Source organism: uncultured Methanobrevibacter sp., assembly GCF_947169325.1.
Taxonomy (GTDB): domain Archaea; phylum Methanobacteriota; class Methanobacteria; order Methanobacteriales; family Methanobacteriaceae; genus Methanocatella.
Genome location: NZ_CAMVPN010000005.1, coordinates 36965 through 55225 on the forward strand (window position 1 = coordinate 36965; position 18261 = coordinate 55225).

Annotated in this window: 18 protein-coding genes; 9 read left to right on the plus strand and 9 right to left on the minus strand. The window is 38.6% G+C overall.

Features of this window, described 5'->3' with window-relative positions:
* Positions 1–149 precede the first annotated feature (149 nt).
* Genes Q0W26_RS01535 through Q0W26_RS01550 form a run of 4 tightly spaced genes read left to right on the plus strand, consistent with a single transcriptional unit; the run spans position 150 to position 2182 of the window.
* Positions 150–407, plus strand: coding sequence for a hypothetical protein (locus tag Q0W26_RS01535; RefSeq protein WP_298521659.1), 258 nt, complete (start codon positions 150–152; stop codon positions 405–407).
* A gap of 27 nt (positions 408–434) precedes the next feature.
* Positions 435–623 carry a RhuM family protein gene (gene rhuM, locus Q0W26_RS01540; RefSeq protein ID WP_298521689.1) on the plus strand — a complete coding sequence of 63 codons (189 nt, stop codon included), beginning with the start codon at positions 435–437 and terminating at the stop codon, positions 621–623.
* A 22-nt stretch (positions 624–645) separates the two neighbouring features.
* Positions 646–1494, plus strand: a complete 849-nt coding sequence (gene aroE / locus Q0W26_RS01545) for a shikimate dehydrogenase (RefSeq protein ID WP_298521660.1) — start codon at positions 646–648, stop codon at positions 1492–1494.
* A 1-nt stretch (position 1495) separates the two neighbouring features.
* Positions 1496–2182 (plus strand): ATPase, encoded by a 687-nt coding sequence (locus Q0W26_RS01550; RefSeq protein ID WP_298521661.1) that lies wholly within the window; start codon positions 1496–1498, stop codon positions 2180–2182.
* On the opposite strand, the gene Q0W26_RS01555 is transcribed toward Q0W26_RS01550, so the two are convergent.
* Both Q0W26_RS01555 and Q0W26_RS01560 read right to left on the minus strand, forming a co-directional pair.
* Entirely contained in the window at positions 2168–3655 is a 1488-nt protein-coding gene (locus Q0W26_RS01555) for a replication factor C large subunit (protein WP_342765322.1), read from the minus strand. The two genes, Q0W26_RS01550 and Q0W26_RS01555, sit on opposite strands and share 15 nt — an antisense overlap.
* 9 nt (positions 3656–3664) lie before the next feature.
* Positions 3665–4612, minus strand: coding sequence for a replication factor C small subunit (locus Q0W26_RS01560; RefSeq protein ID WP_298521663.1), 948 nt, complete (start codon positions 4610–4612; stop codon positions 3665–3667).
* 148 nt (positions 4613–4760) lie between these two features.
* On the opposite strand from Q0W26_RS01560, the gene Q0W26_RS01565 reads away from it, so the two are divergent.
* From Q0W26_RS01565 to Q0W26_RS01575, 3 genes are all read left to right on the plus strand, one after another.
* Positions 4761–5720: a zinc metalloprotease HtpX gene (locus Q0W26_RS01565; RefSeq protein ID WP_298521664.1), complete on the plus strand. Its 960-nt coding sequence runs from the start codon at positions 4761–4763 to the stop codon at positions 5718–5720.
* Positions 5721–5728: 8 nt separating this feature from the next.
* Complete coding sequence (locus Q0W26_RS01570; RefSeq protein WP_298521665.1) at positions 5729–6460, plus strand: tRNA (adenine-N1)-methyltransferase; 732 nt, start codon at positions 5729–5731, stop codon at positions 6458–6460.
* Positions 6461–6657: 197 nt separating this feature from the next.
* Positions 6658–7701: an acyltransferase gene (locus tag Q0W26_RS01575; protein WP_298521666.1), complete on the plus strand. Its 1044-nt coding sequence runs from the start codon at positions 6658–6660 to the stop codon at positions 7699–7701.
* Here the strand turns inward: Q0W26_RS01575 and Q0W26_RS01580 are convergent, their stop codons facing one another.
* From Q0W26_RS01580 to Q0W26_RS01595, 4 genes are all read right to left on the minus strand, one after another.
* On the minus strand, positions 7702–8565 hold the full coding sequence (locus Q0W26_RS01580; protein WP_298521667.1) for an alpha/beta hydrolase fold domain-containing protein: 864 nt from the start codon (positions 8563–8565) through the stop codon (positions 7702–7704).
* A 54-nt stretch (positions 8566–8619) separates the two neighbouring features.
* The gene (locus tag Q0W26_RS01585; protein WP_298521668.1) at positions 8620–9363 is read right to left on the minus strand and encodes a Cna B-type domain-containing protein; all 744 of its coding nucleotides are present in this window, start codon (positions 9361–9363) and stop codon (positions 8620–8622) included.
* A 76-nt stretch (positions 9364–9439) separates the two neighbouring features.
* Positions 9440–12295, minus strand: a complete 2856-nt coding sequence (gene leuS, locus Q0W26_RS01590) for a leucine--tRNA ligase (protein WP_298521669.1) — start codon at positions 12293–12295, stop codon at positions 9440–9442.
* Between the two features lie 10 nt (positions 12296–12305).
* Complete coding sequence (locus Q0W26_RS01595; protein ID WP_342765323.1) at positions 12306–13094, minus strand: NAD+ synthase; 789 nt, start codon at positions 13092–13094, stop codon at positions 12306–12308.
* Between the two features lie 67 nt (positions 13095–13161).
* Between Q0W26_RS01595 and Q0W26_RS01600 the strand changes: the two genes are divergently transcribed.
* Together Q0W26_RS01600 and Q0W26_RS01605 are read left to right on the plus strand one after the other, a co-directional pair.
* Positions 13162–13557: a nuclear transport factor 2 family protein gene (locus tag Q0W26_RS01600; protein ID WP_298521671.1), complete on the plus strand. Its 396-nt coding sequence runs from the start codon at positions 13162–13164 to the stop codon at positions 13555–13557.
* 148 nt (positions 13558–13705) lie between these two features.
* Entirely contained in the window at positions 13706–14719 is a 1014-nt protein-coding gene (locus Q0W26_RS01605) for an ArsA family ATPase (protein WP_298521672.1), read from the plus strand.
* A 42-nt stretch (positions 14720–14761) separates the two neighbouring features.
* On the opposite strand, the gene Q0W26_RS01610 is transcribed toward Q0W26_RS01605, so the two are convergent.
* Genes Q0W26_RS01610 through Q0W26_RS01620 form a run of 3 tightly spaced genes read right to left on the minus strand, consistent with a single transcriptional unit; the run spans position 14762 to position 18202 of the window.
* Positions 14762–15103, minus strand: a complete 342-nt coding sequence (locus Q0W26_RS01610) for a hypothetical protein (protein ID WP_298521673.1) — start codon at positions 15101–15103, stop codon at positions 14762–14764.
* Between the two features lie 16 nt (positions 15104–15119).
* Entirely contained in the window at positions 15120–15302 is a 183-nt protein-coding gene (locus tag Q0W26_RS01615) for a hypothetical protein (RefSeq protein WP_298521674.1), read from the minus strand.
* The gene (locus Q0W26_RS01620; RefSeq protein WP_298521675.1) at positions 15299–18202 is read right to left on the minus strand and encodes a hypothetical protein; all 2904 of its coding nucleotides are present in this window, start codon (positions 18200–18202) and stop codon (positions 15299–15301) included. The genes Q0W26_RS01615 and Q0W26_RS01620 overlap by 4 nt, the downstream gene beginning before the upstream one ends.
* Positions 18203–18261: the final 59 nt, after the last annotated feature.

Genomic DNA, 18261 nt, shown 5'->3' on the forward strand with positions numbered 1-18261 from the left:
AGTAATTTAAAGTATAATTGTGATATAAGTTTTAGAAATGTGTTTTTACACATTAGCACAATGGTGTTTTTGCACTTTTGTGTAGTGTATATGCTTTTAATAGAGTGGAAATACATTATCTAAATTAAATAAACTCTTGGAGGATTATTATGGTAAAATTTAAGTTAGTGGATACCTTGTTGTATCAGAGTGAGGAAGGTGCTGTTGAAGGAAAATTTATTATTGGAGACGAAACCCTATGGGCAAGTCGAAAAGTTGTTGCCGAGATTTTTGCAACAACTGGACCAAATATTTCAATGCATTTTGATAATATAGTTCTAGAAGGCGAACTTGAAGAAAAAGAAGTAAGCATAACTTCCAAAGAGCTATTTAAAGATGATTTGGAGTTTAGTAAGAAATTCTTATAAAACTCTAAAAAAGGAGGTAGGCCTCAAATATGGTATAATCTTGATGCAATCATCTCAATAGGCTACAGAATCAATTCAAAAGAGGTAATAAACTTTTGTAAATGTTTTAGAGAAATTCTAAAGCAATATGTGCGAAAGGGTTTTTTCATCAAAAAAGAACTTTTCAAATCAGATTACAACAAATTTGATGAGGAAACTAAAAAGTTTTTAGTATAACCTTTAATCAATCTATAATTATATGAATATTAAAGGCAGTACAAATATTGTAGGTTTGATAGGCCATCCTGTTGAACATAGCTTTTCGCCGCCAATGCACAATGCCGCATTTCAAAGTCTGGAAATGGATTATGCTTATGTTGCTTTTGATGTCGAGCCCCAAAATGTAGGCGAGGCTATAAAAGGAGCGGAATCATTAAACATTAAAGGATTCAATGTCACGATTCCCCATAAGATTGAAGTGATGCAGTATTTGGATGAACTTGATGAAGTTGCCGAGCTGATTGGTGCTGTAAATACTATTGATTTTAAAGACTTGAAAGGGTATAACACTGATGGAATCGGTGCAGTAAGGGCTATTGAAGAGGTCACATCAATCAAAAACAAGGATGTTGTTGTTGCTGGTGCCGGCGGAGCTTCAAGGGCAATATCATTTTACCTTGCAAAATTCGGTGCAAGTTCAATAACAATACTGAATAGAAACGTTGATAAGGCCCAAAGTCTTGCAGAGGATGTTTTGGCATCGGATTTGATAGGTGATGTTGAATCAGGTTCCATATCAGAAATTACTAATCATTTGGCCGATGCGGATATTCTGGTCGATACGACACCGGTTGGAATGGATCCCCACATTAACGATGGGCCAATCGCCACAGCAGATGATATGCATGAGGATTTGGTTGTCTTTGATGCTGTTTACAATCCGAATGAGACAGTGTTAATTAAAGAGGCCATCAAGGCAGGCGCAAAGCCGGTTTATGGAATTAAAATGCTGCTTTATCAGGGAGCGGAAAGCTTTAAGATATGGACAGGCAGGGATGCTCCAATTGATGTAATGCAGGATGCACTCAACGATTATTTGGGAAGATAATATGGATTTGATTTTTGACATTTCAAGTTTGACGGATGAAAAAGAGGATTTCACCTCCTCAAAAAAGGATGTCCTGAAGTTTCTTAAGATAATTGGCGTTGACACACGTTTTATTTCATACACTCCTGAAAAAATCTACATCAACAATTTGAGATTTTCAAAGTTTTCAAGGACACGCGAGGCGACCTTCAACAAGCAATATCCCGACATAGAAGTCGTGAGAAATTCTCTGTTTCAAAAGATATGCTCAAAGTCAGCCAAGAATCTGACTTTGGAAATCCAACCGAACTCCACAATATTGATGCCTGAGGATAATTACATGATTGAACTGTTGATGGAGCCTTATACTCGCAAATACGGTGTTAAACTGGTTTATGAAGGCGATTACGATTTGGCAGCAAATCCTGTTATTTTGGATGATGAAGTTAACAATATTTTTTCAAGCATCTTTGCTGGTGAAGGGATAGATTTCAGAGATAAAACCAACGAGACCTATCCATTGGTTAATGTGCCTTTGGAATGGATCAATTCATTTTTAAAAATGGATGGTCGGGATGCAATTGAAAGTGTCAATGACGATGAATTGGCCATTTCATTTTCCGAATTCCTGGAGGATGTCGCTCCCCAGTATAAGGAGAATGTTGTCAGCGCAGCCAATTTCATTGAAAAAAAATTAAAAACTGAATAGCGAAACTTGCTTATCAGTTTTCTTTTTAGGTTTTTCTTCTTCATCAGGTTCTGCTGTGTCTTTTTCTTCTATGCTTTCCTCAACAGCAGGCTCTTCAGCTTCAATGCCAGGAATTTCAAATGGAAGTTCGTCTTCAACTTTTTCTTCTTTAACTTCTTCCGGAATGACATTCATCATCTGATTTTGAAGTTCCTCATTTCTCCTGTCACGTTCCTCAACTATCATTTGAGCCTTTTGCTTTTCCATCTTGTTTATGACCTTTTTAGGAATCTTTTTGGATCTGAATCGTTTGATGTGGTGTTCCTCAAAACCCAGATAGTCAGATATTTCCCAGGCAAGCTCGTCATTCTTAAACATTATTTCCATGTATGGAAACATTGAAATGGCAACAGTTTTTGATATGTGCATCTTATCAGACATTATCTGGGCTATTTCATCTCTTAAGTTTCTTTTTCCTCTGTTGCGGCCCAGTAATGTGAATGTTGATGGAGTTTGTATTTTTGTGAATTTTTTGTAGGTCTCATGTTTTGATGAGCTCACTCCAATTCCCATAAAGTCACTTGCATATTTCCAGTAACCGTAATTTCTGCTACTTCTGGCCCTTCCAAAGTATAGGTCGGCTTTAGCTATATTTTCATATGCTTTTTTGATTTCATCCTTTTTGGTGTATTCCCTTGGAATGTTTTCAGCAATGTATTCCATTACTAAAGTAGGGTCCTCGTCAACTCTCAGGGCTTCCCGTACGTGCTGAGGATTTTTGCTTTTTAAAACACCGGTTATAGCATTGAAAATGTCTGACCTGTCATCTTTTATTCTTAAATCCTCTACCTGTTTTGGTTCAAGCACGACATCCTTATCGGCTAATGCCTGAAGGGTGTTGATTGCAGACCTCATGTCTCCATTGGATTTTTTGGCAATCAGATCCAGTGCCTTAGGATTTGCTTTGATTTCTTCTTTTTCGGCAATTTCCTTAAGTGCTTTTCTGATACTTGGGCTTCTTACTTTGGCCATTTTGATAACGGTACACTTCGGTTTGAGTGATTGCAGGCGTTTTGAGTAAAAGTCATTCGCCATTAGAATAATGGGATGCTTGGAATTTTTAATAATCTCACCAATGGCTCTTACTCCTCCACGGTCATTGGTTCCGTGGATTCCGTCCACTTCGTCCATTATAATAAGTTTGTATTCATCCCCAAACAGTGATCTTGTGGAGGATGATTCGCCTATTGTGCTTTTTATGATGTCCTGGGAACGCTTGTCACTTGCATTGAGCTCGATGTATTCTGAAAATTCCTTTGCAATGACGAGGGCAAGTGTGGTTTTGCCGATGCCCGGAGGCCCAACCAAAAGTAAAGGCTTCTGAGGATTGCCGTTTTTCCAGTTTCCAACCCAATCCAGGATTATTTTCTTCTCTTTATTGTTGCCGACCACTTCATCCAAGGTCTGCGGTCGGTATTTGTCAGTCCATAACATTTCCATACCTTAAATGAATTTGGTTAGAAGAGCTTCAAGTTGGATTCCAGGGTTTGCTCCTTCCCTTATTCTAAAGTCACAATCTGCAATGGCAGTAATCAAATCAATATAAAAGTCAGGTTCCATTTTGCCTTCAACAACTCTTTTGGAAACTTCCTGATAAATTTGGGCAACCATATCCTCTCCGCTTGTACCCTGCAAAACCATTGTTTCTCTTAAAACGGTTCTTGCACCTAAAAAGTCTCCCTTGAGTGCTTTGTTAATCATGTTTCCGATTTCCTGAGGTTTTGCTTTGGACACCACTTCATAAACTGAGTCTTCAGTAATGGCCTCTCCTTCCGAAGCCGCAGCCTGCAGGACATTCACGGCTTTTCTCATGTCTCCTTCAGCAAAGTATACTATGGTTTCAAGGCCTTTGTCATCAGCTTCAAATCCTTCAGATTCGCATATGAACTTCAGCCTTTCGATTATTTCCTCTCCTTTGATTGGAGCGAATCTGAATATTGCGCATCTTGATTGGATAGGGTCGATAATTTTTGATGAATAATTACATGAAAGTATAAATGAAGCGGTTTTTGTATACATTTCCATTTCACGTCTAAGGGCATGCTGAGCATCCTTGGTCATGTTGTCCACTTCATCCAGAAAGAGTATTCTGAATGGAGCGCCGATAGGTTTAAGTCTACAGAAGTTTTTAATCTCGTTTCTCACTGTGTCGATTCCTCTTGCATCTGATGCATTCAGCTCCAGGAAGTTCTGCTTCCAGTATTCTCCAAGAATTGATTTTGCAAGTGCGAGGGCGGTTGTTGTCTTTCCAACCCCTGCAGGTCCTGTAAACATCAGGTTAGGCATGCTGCCTTCGCCTACATATTTTTCAAGTCTGGTAATGATTTGCTTTTGTCCAACGATGTCTTCTAGTTTTTGTGGTCTATATTTTTCTACCCATGGTCCGCTCATTTAATCACCATTTCTTTATAGTAACATTTATGTATTATGTTGTTAAATTATTTTTTGCTTATACTTTTTTAATGTATGAAATCCAATAGATATATAATTAAAGGGAGCATTTGAAAAGTAATGTTTACAAAAGATTAAGGTGTTAAAAATGAGAGGTAGTTGGAAACTTAGACTGAGAATGTTCATCACTTATTTCCTGATGTTTACAATCGTGTATTTCCTGGTAATGCTTGTAGGATGGTATTTGGGAATTACCCGTTGGACATTGTATGCAGCTGTGAGCTTGATAATTGTATTTTTACAGTATTGGTTTGGACCATCTTTGGTAAAGCGTTCAATGAACGTAAGGCCATTGTCCGAAGCGGAAGCCCCTCACATTCACAAAATGGTTGAGGAGCTTGCAATCGAAGCGGGAGTTCCTAAACCTGAAGTGGGATTATCAGAAATTAACATTCCAAATGCATTCGCCTATGGCAGAACTAGTAAAAGCGGCCATATTGCAATCACCCGCCCTATATTGGGCTTGCTTGACTATGATGAACTGAGAGCTGTTTTGGGTCATGAAATGGGTCATATCAAACACAACGACATGGCTTTGACTGCCGCCGTTAGCGTAATTCCTATGATCTGTTATTACATTGCATTGTCCTTTGTGTTTTCAGGAGACTCCAGAAACGGAGCGGGAATCATCATTGGAATAGTTGGATATCTTTTTTATCTAATCGGACAGCTGCTGGTATTGTTCATCTCAAGAACCCGTGAATACTATGCAGATGAAGCAAGTGTCGAGTATGGAAACCGTCCGGCCGCTTTGGTCTCAGCACTGTACAAACTGTCTTACGGAGCTGCAAGATGCAGCAAGGAAACAATTGATGAAGTCAACACCAACAGGGCATTCTTTGTAAACGACGTTAACAATGCAAAGCATGATGTAAATGACTTCCAGCAAATAGACTTTGACGGCGACGGCAAAATCTCAGACGATGAATTGAGAAGACTTGCGAATTCAGAAGTCAAGATTTCAAGGAAAAACGGAATCATGGAATTGCTGTCCACTCACCCGGATTCCTTAAAAAGAGTAAAAAGATTAGCGGAACTTGAAAATTAGGTGTAAAAATGAAATTAATTTTAGATGAGCGTGGTAAAAAATATATTTTGAAGGCAGGAGAGCAATTTGAAAGTGATTTGGGTATTCTTTCATCCGAGGATTTGGATGATGCAGAAATTGGAGATGAAATTAAAAGTCATCTCGGCCACTCATTTAAAATTATAAAGCCTAACATTAACGATTTCATCGACGTGATGGAAAGGCGATGTTCAATACTTCTCAAAAAGGATATAGGTTACGTGCTGGCCCACACCGGATTGGGTGCAGGTGCTCGTGTAGTCGATGCTGGAACCGGTGCGGGAGCCATAGCGCTTAACTTCGGAAATGTAGTGGGGCCTGCAGGCCATGTCTACACATATGAAATCCGCAATGACTTTGCAGAAATAGCACAAAGAAACATTGACAATTTCGGAATCGAAAACATTACTGTCAAGAACAAGAACATCAAGGATGGAATCGATGAAGACAATCTGGATTTGGTCTTTCTGGACTTGCCGAAGCCATTTGAAATATTCGAGGACGTTTGGGATTCCCTCAATGTCGGAGGATGGCTTGCGGTTTATGCGCCATATATCGATCAGGCAAAACTGTCATATAGGATTGCTAAAAAGGTCGGATTCTATGACATTGACATAAGCGAGATTTTGCAAAGGGGCCTTGAGGTTCGCCAAAACGGAGTAAGACCTAAAACACGAATGGTTGGCCATAGCGGATATCTGCTCTTTGCAAGAAAATTATGATGCTTTTTTTTAAACCATTCATTTCATTTATTTTTTTACGTTAATGTAAAATAATCTTTTCATCAGATATTGAATATTGGGCATGGGAATTGTGTACAAGGTTTGCACTGATAAGAAAAAGAAAATTTCTAGTTAAAATAAACTATTTAATTATATAGAAACATAAATTATAATATAAATTATTTTGGAGAAAACTTATGGGTAAAACTAGGATTGAATGGATTGATTTGGTACGGGCAATAGCTATTCTGACTGTCCTATACATTCATGCGACAGATGGAATATTTATAATATCCTCGGATGCGATAACCAACTATACTATTTATTCAAGGATTTTCAACTTCGCATCCCTTTTTATTGGCCGTATTGGGGTTCCGTTCTTTTTAATGATTACCGGTTATCTGTTACTTGACAGGGCTTATGACGATGAGAGGACCCAGAAGTTTTGGCAGAAAAATTGTAAGGGTCTGATTATTGTAACTGTGCTTTGGGCAATAATCTATGTTATCAGCCTGCAGTTTTTAACCGTTGGCAGCAGCCAGGTTAACTTTTCAGAGGCTGGAACATTGTTCTTTTCTCACATGTGGTATATGCCGATGATTATTGGAATGTATCTTTCAATGCCGTTTGTTGCAAGTGCCCTGAAACACTTTGAAGTAAGCACAATCTACCAGGCAACCATTGTATTTACGCTTTTGGCGTTCCTGCTTCCCTTCGTCACATTAATTTGTGCAATGCATGGAATTTCAGGGGTGGCCATTCAATATTGTCTTGGTTTCAGTGGTGGAATCTATGGAATTTATATCATTTTGGGATATCTTGTCAAAAAAGGTCAATTTAAAAATATTGAAAGCTACAAGTTATGGATACTCGCCATAATTTCATTTTTAATCTGTGTCGGATTCCAGTATTATGCTTTCATTATTAACTATGATTTCTTCCTGTGGTATGAGTTCCCGTTCATTTTGCTTGGATCATTTGCACTCTTTGAGCTATGTTCAAGATGCGGCAGCGTAAGGTTTTACAGTGGAGTTAAGGTGTTGTCAAAATACTCATTTGCGGTGTTTTTAATACATAACCTGTTCAGATTGCCATTGCTTCCACTTGTTGTAGTTCTACCATATTCAGAACCGGTCAAAGCGATAATCTTATGGGTCTTATTGGTGATATTCAGTTTCACAGCGGCTGCAATTATCTATAGGATTCCAAGATTCGGTAAGTATATTTTGTACATGAGATAATCATTCAATTATCTCTTTTTTTATTTCTTTAAATGCTTCTTTTGCCTCAGGAATTGGGAATAATGGATATATGTGGAATTGTCCTCCACCTGAGATTAATCTGACATTAACGTTGCTCTTTTTGAGTTTATCACAGTATTCTACAATGTCCTTATAGAAGATTTCATTGGTTCCGGCAAAAATCAGTGTTTTTGAAAGTCCCGCATTGTCCCCATAAGTCGGGCTTACCCTGTAGTCTTTGGTATCCAGGTCTCCGGCCCAAAACTTTCCGATTTGCCTAAGTCCAACCTCTCCCAGGATAGGGTCATTTTCACTGTCGTATGGAGTATTGCTCATGGAAATGTCAACCCATGGTGAAAATGCGATAATGTGTTTAGGTTGGGGTAAATCAATAGTTTTCAGATATTGTGCAAAGGATAATACGAATCCTCCGCCTGCAGAGTCGCCCATCAGTGTAATGTTTTTGTTGGTTTGAAGCAGGTCTAGGTACAGTTGCGTAACGCCCTCAAAAGTTTCATGCCATTTATGCAAAGGAGCGAGTCCGTAAACGGGTGAAAGTACAAATGCATTCAATTTTCGTGATAGCTTCAGGCAATATAAATGATGCTGATAATTAATTTCATTTACGTAAGCTCCGCCATGTAGGTATAGTATTATGTTTTTTGATTTTTCTTCATTTCCATATGTGAAAACCTGCATTCCATTAATCTCTCTGCTTTTGAAAATGCTTTTGACTTCTTTTGTTGGCTCTTTTGATTTTTTATCTAAAAATTCACTTACTGCCTCTTGCGAGTCCATATACTTTGGTTTTGTGAATTTCAAAATCAGTTCTGCCATTCTTGAAATGAATGATGGATTGGTCATGAAAATCTAATTATATTAAAAAGAAAAAATTGTAGATGATAATCATCTACTCAATTATTTTTTACGTGAAAATGGAACAAACGCAGCTGCAAATGCCACAATGACTAAAACGATGACAGGAATACCTGTATTTCTTAGTTGTGTTTTTGTGGCCTGTTTAGGTTTTTTATCAGTTTTTTTGATAACCTTTTTCTCTACTTTCTTAACGACTTCTGTTTTTTCTTTGTTTGGTGAAGTTGTTATTGGACTGTCATCACCTGTAGTTTCCGTTTCGTTTTCATCAGTAGTGTTTGTGTCTGTTTCACCCTCTTCGGTTTCATTTTCTTCTGTAGTGTTGTTTTCGTCAGTACCTAACGCTTCATTTGAGTCGCTGTCATTCTGGGCGTTATTGTCATCAGCCTGTAAATTCTCATCATTTGCGCTTCCCAATGCATCCTCTTTAAGAGTGTTTGTAATTACAAATCCGCTTGAAGCACTTCCGCTTGTTGAAATGGAATAATCTGAAAGGCTTTCGACCTGTTTTACGGAATAACTTCCGTCTTCGCCAACGGTAAATTTCGCTGACCATGAGTTGTCGGCACTTAATTTTTTACTGTCAACAACCTTTCCATCTTTAATCAGGTTTACAGTTATGGATGCTGGTCTGTCAGTTTGACTGTCGCCATTCCAGTTGATTTTAACTGAAATTGTTTTTGAGGAGTCGGTTCCGTCATCTGATGCATCCGCAGCAGAAATGAAACTGACGCTTGCGACTAAAAAGACCGCAACCAACAGCACTGTGAACAATTTCCTATTCATTTTTAAAATCCTCCTTTTGATGTTCAAATTAGTTTAATGGTATTTTTTGATAAATAAAAGGGTTGGAATAATTAGATTATTCCATAAATATTGCCGGCTTATAAGGCATTGCATTTCTGGCCTTGTTTTGTGGGTCATAGGAATCGTCGATGTGTATGATGACCTCTTCTCCAGCTTCTTCGGTAATGTAGTCCAATGCATCATTGAGGATTTCAGCTTCATTGATCTTACCGATGTATTTGGTTTTGGTCATTTCCTTACCGATTTTTTTAGCCACCATTGCGATTTCCTTTTTGTCATCGTAAATGTTGGCTCCAATGGCTCTTCCCATAATCTGGCCGATATCAGGTTTTCCAACTTCATCAGCTATTTTGTACAATTCCCATTTCCAGTCAGGAGCAAGGTAAACGTGCACTTTGGAAATGTCTCCTTTCACCATCTTTTTGATTTGTGCGATGTCTTTTATGATATTTTGCACAAACTCTTCGGATTTTTCTATTTCCACACTCACTGATGATTCGTCATATTCAGGCCATGCGGCTTCGCTTACAAAGCCTTCACCACCGTATGTACTCCATAGCTCTTCTGAAGTGTGTGGAGTAAACGGCGCTAAAAGCCTGATCCATGCTTCAAGGACAGTTGATAAAACATAGATGATTGCAGGGTCCTGTGAGTCAATTAAATGTTTTACTCTGTACATATAGTGATCCACATCTTTTTTAAGCAGGAACAATGATTCCTGAAGGGCCTGTCTTGTTTGGAAGACTTCCAATGCTTCAGTTGACCTTTTGATATGCTGGTTGAGTTGACTTATCATCCACAAATCGATGGTACGGGTCAGTTCAACCTTTTCGATATTGCTTAAATCCAAATCGGAGCCTTTCATCTCTTCGATTTTGGCTGCAAATTCTCTGAACCATCCAAGTCTTCTTTTAGTTCCGAGAACTTCCTTTTCTCTCCAGTCAAAGTCTTGCCATGGTTCGGCTGAAGCCATAAGGAAAAGCCTTACCACATCAGCGGTATAGTCTCTGATTGCATCTTTTAAAAGAATCACATTTCCTTTTGAGGATGACATTTTGTTTCCTTCCAAAAGACCCATTCCAAACACTACGGTTCCTTTAGGCCATTTTTCTTCAGGATAGATTGCACTGTGGGCAAACATCAAAAAGCTTAAGTGGTTACCTACCAGGTCCTTTGCGGAGAGTCTCCAGTCAAGAGGATACCAGTAGTTGAATTCGTTTTGGATTTCAGCCACCTTGTCGGCAGGAACGGTGAGCTCACCTGAGTCCTTGTCAAGCAAGACCTTATCGAAGAATGCAGGGGTCAAGTCGTCAGGGTTCATGTCCCTTAAGTATTTGGCGATTGCATAGTATGACATGTAGATTGTTGAGTCTGTCAATGGCTCGATTAACCATTGATTGTCCCAAGGAAGTCTTGTTCCAAGACCCACTTTCCTGGAGCATGCCCAATCGTCAAGCCAGTTGATGTAATATTCAAAGTTGCTTTTAAGTTCTTTTGGAATGATTGTTTCGCCTTCAAGGACTTTCAAGGTCTTTTCGGTCCATTCTTCGTTTCCGTATTTCATGAACCATTGGTTGTCCATAATCTTGACGACACAGTTGTTTCCGCATCTGCACACTACGGGCCTTTCGGCAAAGTCATACATGATTGTTGCCATGTTGTCGTTGATCAATTTCTCTTTCAGTTCTTCACGTGCAAAGCGGACTTTCATTCCGCCAAAGCCAGGAATTGATTCTATGATGGTTCCTTTACTGTGCTGTGCTTTGTACAGTTCATTTGTAGCTTCATGCAATTTTTCATCGTTCTGGTCGGTAATTCCGAGTCTTTCAATGATGTCTGCAGCAGGGATTTCCCCATAGCCCTTGAGGGTACATACAGGAATAGGGACCACATTTTCGATAATTCCTTCAAGATTGTATTTTGCTATCAGTTCATCGTTGTTTTTCAGGTCTTGAAGTGCAATGTAGTCGGCAGGTGCATCTGCAGGTTCTGAGAATACCACACCACTACCGTATGATGCGCTTACAAAGCTTGCTGGGAAAATTGGCAATTCATCGCCAGTAAACGGATTTGTAGCCATTTTTCCAATCAAATCGTTAGGGTCGATTTCGGATATAATTTTCAAGTCTTTAATTTGGTGCTGTAAATTGTAGTGAGCTTCTTTTGTGATGACCCAATTTTCGCCTTCGGCATCAACCAGGACATACTCAACATCAGGATTCAGCCAGATGTTGGTTGCGCCAACGATTGTTTCAGGCCTTAAAGTTGCGGTTACAAGGATTTTGTCACCGATCGGGAATTTCAACAGGGTCAATTCGTTGACTCCAACCCCTTCACCTTCAAGCAGGTCGTGGTCTCCAACAGGATTGTCACAGTTTGGACAGTATTTTACAGGGTGTTCTCCTTTTGCAACCAGGCCTTTGTCGTGAAGGGTTGTAATCTGCCATTCTATGAACTTTTTATATGTAGGGTCGATTGTTCTGAATTCCCTTCTCCAGTCGATTGAATAACCCATTTCTTCCATTACTTCGTGATATTCTGTTGAGAAGTATTTCACGATAAATTCCGGGTCTTCAAGTTGAGGCAGGGTTTCTTTTGGAACTCCATGAACCCTTTCGTATAAATCAAGTGTCCATGGGTCTTTTCTTTTGATTCTGTCGGCTATTCCAATAACGGGAGCACCGGTTACGTGCCATGCCATTGGGAACAGTACGTTGTAGCCTTCCATTCTTTTAAATCTTGCATATACATCAGGCACGGTGTATGTACGTCCGTGACCGATATGCATTGCACCACTAGGGTATGGGAACGCTACTGTAATGAACAGTTTTTCCCTTTCATCCGGGTTTGATTCAAAAAGTTTTGCATCAGCCCACTTTTTTTGCCATTTTTTCTCTATATTTTCACTCACCAAATCACCATTATAATATAGTTTTTAAAGGAATTTCAGGAACTTTGCTTTTGTGTTCGCTCCTGATGACTTTTGTAATAATCATATCAACATCATCTACTGAAATATTTAGCTTGTCTGCTATTTCAGTGTTTTTCATGTCTTTATCGGCATAGAGATAAAGAATTTGATCAAGCAAATCATAGCCCATTCCTATTTCAGCCTCGTCGGTCTGGCCTTTCCATAATCCTGCACGGGGAGGTTTTGTAACAATTTCCTCAGGAAGGCCCATATATTCGCCTAGCTTGAAAACTTCGCTTTTGTACAAATCTCCGATAGGCTCCATATCGCATGCGCCATCTCCATGCTTTGTGAAATAGCCAATCAGGATTTCACTTTTATTTCCGGTTCCGCTGACCAGGTAATTTTTATGATTTGCAAAATAATAAATGATTGACATTCTGATTCTGGCCTTGAGGTTTCCAATGGCCAAATCGTTTTCTTCAAGTTGTGTCTTTAATAAAAATTCATTTAAAATGCCGTCGATTGCTATTTGCCTGTAATCGATTCCAAGCTTTTTCGCTATTTCGGCTCCATGAACTGTATCTTCAGCTGGTGTTGTACTGGATGGCAGGACAATTCCAAACACGTTTTCGCTGCCAACGGCTTCACATGCAAGATAAGCTGTCAATGTGGAATCGATTCCACCGCTTAATCCGACAACGATTCCGTTGGTTTTGGATTCGCTGACTTTGGATTTTATAAAATCAACAATATCCGTTTTTGTCTTTTCTAGGTCTATGTCTGGTATTTCACTAATATTTTCACCAACCTTCAAATCATTTATACATAAACTAATATGTCATTATTAATTTATATATTAATTGATGATGAATGTAGAACTTATTTGCGAAAAATCATTTTCCGATGTTGATAATGAAATTCTTAACAGATTCATTGAGTTTCAAAAAGCCCTGATTGACAAAGATAAGGAAAAGCTTAATGATATAATCCTTGATGATTACCAATTGGTCCACATGTCCGGAAAAACCCAATCCAAAGAGGAATTCATTGGTGAAGTGATGGATGGGACATTGAACTACTACAGGTCTGAAATTGAAGATCCGACAATCCTTTGGGATGATGATGAGAATGCATCTTTGATAGCGGATGTCACATTAACGGCCAAGGTTTATGGAATAAAGGGGAAATGGACATTGAATACCGTTGCAAGCTTTGTAAAAATTGATGATGAATGGTATTTTGGAAAATGGGATAACTGATTTTCAATCTTCTATCGAGTTGTAATTTTCACGGCACTGCAATGAAAGAAAAATTGCAATCCTGGTAAAATAACTAACTTTATATACTAAGAAAAATTAAAATAACATTTAGTTACTAAAAGTAATTTTAATTAATGGAGGTAATCTATTGGCATTTAAAGATTATTTTAAATTTAATAAAGATAAAACAACTTTCATTTTTGTAGGCGGAAAAGGAGGTGTTGGTAAAACTTCAATATCCTCTGCAACTGCTTTATGGTTGGCTGAACAAGGTAAAAAGACTTTAATTGTATCAACTGACCCTGCACATTCATTGTCCGATTCACTTGAAGTTCCAATCGGCAACTATCCTCGTGAAATCAAGACAAACCTGTTTGCTGTTGAAATCGATCCTGAAGTTGCAATGGCTCAAAAGCAGGCACAGCTTGAAGCTGAAAAGGCAGCTAATCCCGATACTGACGGTGGGCTTTTAGGAATGGATTTCCTCTCCGACCAGCTGGATATGGCATCCTCTTCACCGGGAGCTGACGAAGCGGCAGCATTTGAAATGTTCATGGCTGTAATGAATTCCGATGAATATGATGTTGTAGTGTTTGATACAGCACCGACAGGCCACACATTAAGATTATTGTCCTTCCCTGAAATCATGGATTCCTGGGTAGGTAAAATGATGATGCTTAAGGCAAAACTGGGCTCTGCAACAAATGCACTTAAAAAAATCATGCCGTTCATGGATGCAGTTGACAATCCTCAGACTTCTGAAGATTTGAAAAGAACCAAAGAGCAAATCGACAAGGCAAAAGAAGTATTGTCCGATTCCGACAGAACCACATTCAAGATGGTCGTAATCCCTGAGGAAATGTCCATTTACGAATCAGAAAGGGCTCTTGAAGCTTTGAGCAAACATGACATTACCGTTGACAGCGTCATTGTCAATCAGGTGATGCCTGACATTTGTGATTGCGATTTCTGCCATTCAAGACACAAGCTGCAGCAAAAACGTTTGGCATTAATCGACCAGAAGTTCCCTGACCAGCACATTGCTGAAGTTCCTCTGTTCAAGGACGAGGTCAAAGGTCAGGAAAAATTGTTGAAATTGGCTCACATCCTGTATGACGATGAAGACAACGATGAAGTTGTCCAGCAAGCCATACAACTTTAAAAAAATAAAAAATAAGTTAAAATAAATTAATTATTTTAACTTCTATCCTTTTTTTTCTTCAAAAAACCATCCTAAAAACATTGTTATTGCAAACAATGCCAATATCAGCAGGCTATCTGAAGTCGATCCCTTGTTGGTGAAGTCCATGAAAACGGAATTCACGAAATAGATTATAAAAAGGATTATTCCAGCTACACAAAATAGGATTGACAATATCCTGTTTTCATATTTTGTCCTGTATCTTGCTAAAAGATTCATTAACAGGTATATTATAGCCAAAGCCAGTAAAAACAGGAATACAAATGAATATTCCGGCATTTGGGATGCGCATATCAGCAATATCACAATTGCAATTCCTGTAAATATCAATTCTGTTTTGTTCATCAGATCGCCTTTTGATTTATTTTGTCAGGTATTTGACAGCATTCACAAATATGATGATGCCCATAATTGTTGTAACCACGCCATTGAACGGCATGTTTAAGCTTACCAAAATGATTTCATATATGAGACATATGATGAATATTATGTCCAATATCTGCATTATTCTTGATTGTTTTTTAAAGTAGTCTATGATTTTCATTTGATTGCACTCCAACTCTTGTCCCAGTATTTTGTTGGAACATTAAATGGGCTCCAGGTCTCGTCGCTGAAATACTTGTAAGTTTCGGTTTTTGTCAGGTTTCTTGTTTTCCCATCACTAATATATTTTGCATTATCCCTATTTAAAGTAAGGTCACTTTTGATTTCAACTTCAATGAAATCGTATCCGCCCTTGCTGTTTGGAATGTTGTATACCTTCTTGTTCTGCTGATATCCCGGTCTGGTGAATGTAATTGTGTCCATTACCGAATGCCAGTATTTGTCTTCAACGAATTCGTTTCTTGCGTCAACTCCAACCTGCTGTATGAAGACCATTGTTCCAAGAATGCTTAAAACAGCCTTTGTTGCTCCTTGTATGGTTTTTCCACCAATGAATGTCAAAACCTTATATGCCATTTTACTCATCGGATGGATTTGATCAAACAGTTCTGTTATTTTTGTTTTTGCTGATGAAAACATGTTCAATGCTTTTTCCAGTCCTGAAATCTGGTCGGCAGGCAGTTTGGTAATGCTGCAGCAGTCACACACGGTTTTAATCGATGCTCCTTTGTATGTTGCATTGCCGTTGGAATAGATGACATTAACGACGCCGCTTGTGGTGTTGACGATGATTGCTGAGTTGCTTTTGTCTTCAGCAAACAGATACAGCATTTCTCCAATTTGTGTAATTCCTGTTTTGCTTTTGCTTATGGCAATGAGCATGTTGTCCTGTGAATTTGTAGTAAAGTTCATAAATCTTGATGAAATGTCTTCCAGACTGTATTCCTCCAGATTGGGCAATTGCAGGGAATTGATGAATCTGAACAGAACAGCATCCTCGGCACTGCCCTTAACGTCCATTCCCATATCTGCATTTAAGATGTTCAGATATGTGTCATCAAGATTTATTCCTCCTAAAATGGTCACTGTATGGCCTCTCTTCCATGTCACGTCAAATTTGCCTGCATACTCGTCGGCCAGTTTGTCTGCAAGCCATGCTGTTTCTAGGGATGCAAGATGCATTCCGTAAACGTTCATGACTCCAAACCTGTCCTTGTAAAGCTTGTTTTTGCCAATCCAATCCTTCAGTATTGCTGGTGTTATCTTTTCGTTGATGATGCTGTATGCCTGAAGCACTTCAAAGCCCACGGTTTTGCGGTACTTGTCTGCAAGGCCGTAGCTGATTGTTTCTCCTTTTTCAAGTTCCGCTTTTCCATTGACAAAGAATTTTGTAATGATGTCTTCCTTGGAAACGTATCCTTCAATGCTTCTTCCAAAATAGGTAAATGTCACTGGAGTGTTCGTATTTACAAATTTTATTGATTTTGTATTGTGAGTTGTAATTTCATCGTAGCTTTTGTAGTTGAAATCATATATGGTCTTCTGATAATATTTGGCCAGGCTGTATCTCAATCCCATTTCATCAAAGCTTTGTGTCATAATACCTACCTTTGCGGTGATCTTGTCATTTTGCATATATGTCAATACTTCTCCGTTGAATTGCCCCTTGTCTGCATAAAATCCGAACAGTTCCACATTATCGCCGGTATTTGACCGGTAGTCGATTTGGGTAAATCCGTTTGCATTTGAGATGATTATTCCATTGCCCTTCAATTTGCTTTTGTTCTTGTCGCTTTGAATTGCACCGCCGTCAAAAGGCACCAGATGACTTTTATAGCCAATCACTATTGAATTGACACCATCAATCCTGATGTTTGAAAACAATTGGCTTTTATTGCCAATCTGTACGGTAAAAATCTCATTTTTTGGCATTTTTATGATTCCGTTGATTCCGGTCTTAAGGGAATATACGGTGTTTTCATATACGTAATTGCATGTCACGTTGACGTAATCTGGAATAAGGGTGGTGTGAGTAAATGTGGTGGGTCGAATCTGCTTGTTGACTGTTATCTTATTGCTGACCTTAAGCCCGTCATATTCGGTTGTTATTGTATATTTTCCCCCATCCAAACTCAATTCAATCCCTGCAATTCCGTTTTTGTTTGTCTTTGCGGTGTATGTTTTCCCGTTCACTTTAACGGTTACCTTTTTGTTTGGAGATGCCTTTCCGTAGCTGTTCAATATTTTCACGGTGAATTTTCCCTTTTGTGTTTCATTGAATGTCAGATCGCTTGTTTCAATCAGCGATTTGATTGTCACGGTTTTCTGAATGCTTTCCGATGTTTTCGAGTTTGTAACTGAAATGCTGTATTTTCCAGGCTTCAGGTCAATGGAAAGCTTTCCAATGCCTTTGCTGTTTGTTTTAACAGAGTATGTTTTCCCGTTCAGCTTAATCTTTACCTGTGTATTTTTGATAAGCTTTCCTTTCTTGTCATAGAATGTTGCGGAATATTTTGCCGTGTTCTTGTAGTATTTCGAAAAGTCGCTGCATTTTATTGTGCTTTTTATTGTTACGGTACTTTTGGCGCTGCAGGCCTCAAATTCATTGTTTCCGCCACATGAGCTTAACACTGAGTATGTTCCGCTTTTATAGTTGAGGTTTATTGAAGCCTTTCCCTTCTTGTCAGTTGTCTTTGTGAAGGTTTCTCCGTTGATTTTGATTTGAACCTTCGCATTTGAGATTACCTTTTTGTTGTATTTCAGTGTCACTGTAAATTTGCTGCCGTCCTTATAATACATTTTCACGTCCGGTGCGGTCAGTGTGGGTTTCTTCTTTGTCACGGTAGACGACTTTACAGTATTTTCGCTTGCGCTTAATTTTTCTACATCTTCTGTTGCTTGAAGTTCATCGCTGTTTTCTATGGTTGCTTGATATAATTCTTCATATTCCGGTTGCTGTATACTTGTTACGGTTTCATTTTCATTATTTGCCGCTGAAACGGCAGATATCAAAAAAACTAATAAGAAAATGAACGCTATGGTGTTTATTTTTCTATTCATAGTATCTACCTTGATTGTCAATTTCATTTCAAAATCAACAATCAAAGTATGCCTTCTAT

What these genes read in the sequence shown, in the direction of transcription:
- Q0W26_RS01535 (WP_298521659.1), top strand. Translation starts at nt 150, where the DNA reads ATGGTAAAATTTAAGTTAGTGGATACCTTGTTGTATCAGAGTGAGGAA.
- aroE (WP_298521660.1), top strand. Translation starts at nt 646, where the DNA reads ATGAATATTAAAGGCAGTACAAATATTGTAGGTTTGATAGGCCATCCT.
- Q0W26_RS01550 (WP_298521661.1), top strand. Translation starts at nt 1,496, where the DNA reads ATGGATTTGATTTTTGACATTTCAAGTTTGACGGATGAAAAAGAGGAT.
- Q0W26_RS01555 (WP_342765322.1), bottom strand. Translation starts at nt 3,655, where the DNA reads ATGTTATGGACTGACAAATACCGACCGCAGACCTTGGATGAAGTGGTC.
- Q0W26_RS01560 (WP_298521663.1), bottom strand. Translation starts at nt 4,612, where the DNA reads ATGAGCGGACCATGGGTAGAAAAATATAGACCACAAAAACTAGAAGAC.
- Q0W26_RS01565 (WP_298521664.1), top strand. Translation starts at nt 4,761, where the DNA reads ATGAGAGGTAGTTGGAAACTTAGACTGAGAATGTTCATCACTTATTTC.
- Q0W26_RS01570 (WP_298521665.1), top strand. Translation starts at nt 5,729, where the DNA reads ATGAAATTAATTTTAGATGAGCGTGGTAAAAAATATATTTTGAAGGCA.
- Q0W26_RS01575 (WP_298521666.1), top strand. Translation starts at nt 6,658, where the DNA reads ATGGGTAAAACTAGGATTGAATGGATTGATTTGGTACGGGCAATAGCT.
- Q0W26_RS01580 (WP_298521667.1), bottom strand. Translation starts at nt 8,565, where the DNA reads ATGACCAATCCATCATTCATTTCAAGAATGGCAGAACTGATTTTGAAA.
- Q0W26_RS01585 (WP_298521668.1), bottom strand. Translation starts at nt 9,363, where the DNA reads ATGAATAGGAAATTGTTCACAGTGCTGTTGGTTGCGGTCTTTTTAGTC.
- Q0W26_RS01600 (WP_298521671.1), top strand. Translation starts at nt 13,162, where the DNA reads ATGATGAATGTAGAACTTATTTGCGAAAAATCATTTTCCGATGTTGAT.
- Q0W26_RS01610 (WP_298521673.1), bottom strand. Translation starts at nt 15,103, where the DNA reads ATGAACAAAACAGAATTGATATTTACAGGAATTGCAATTGTGATATTG.
- Q0W26_RS01615 (WP_298521674.1), bottom strand. Translation starts at nt 15,302, where the DNA reads ATGAAAATCATAGACTACTTTAAAAAACAATCAAGAATAATGCAGATA.
- Q0W26_RS01620 (WP_298521675.1), bottom strand. Translation starts at nt 18,202, where the DNA reads ATGAATAGAAAAATAAACACCATAGCGTTCATTTTCTTATTAGTTTTT.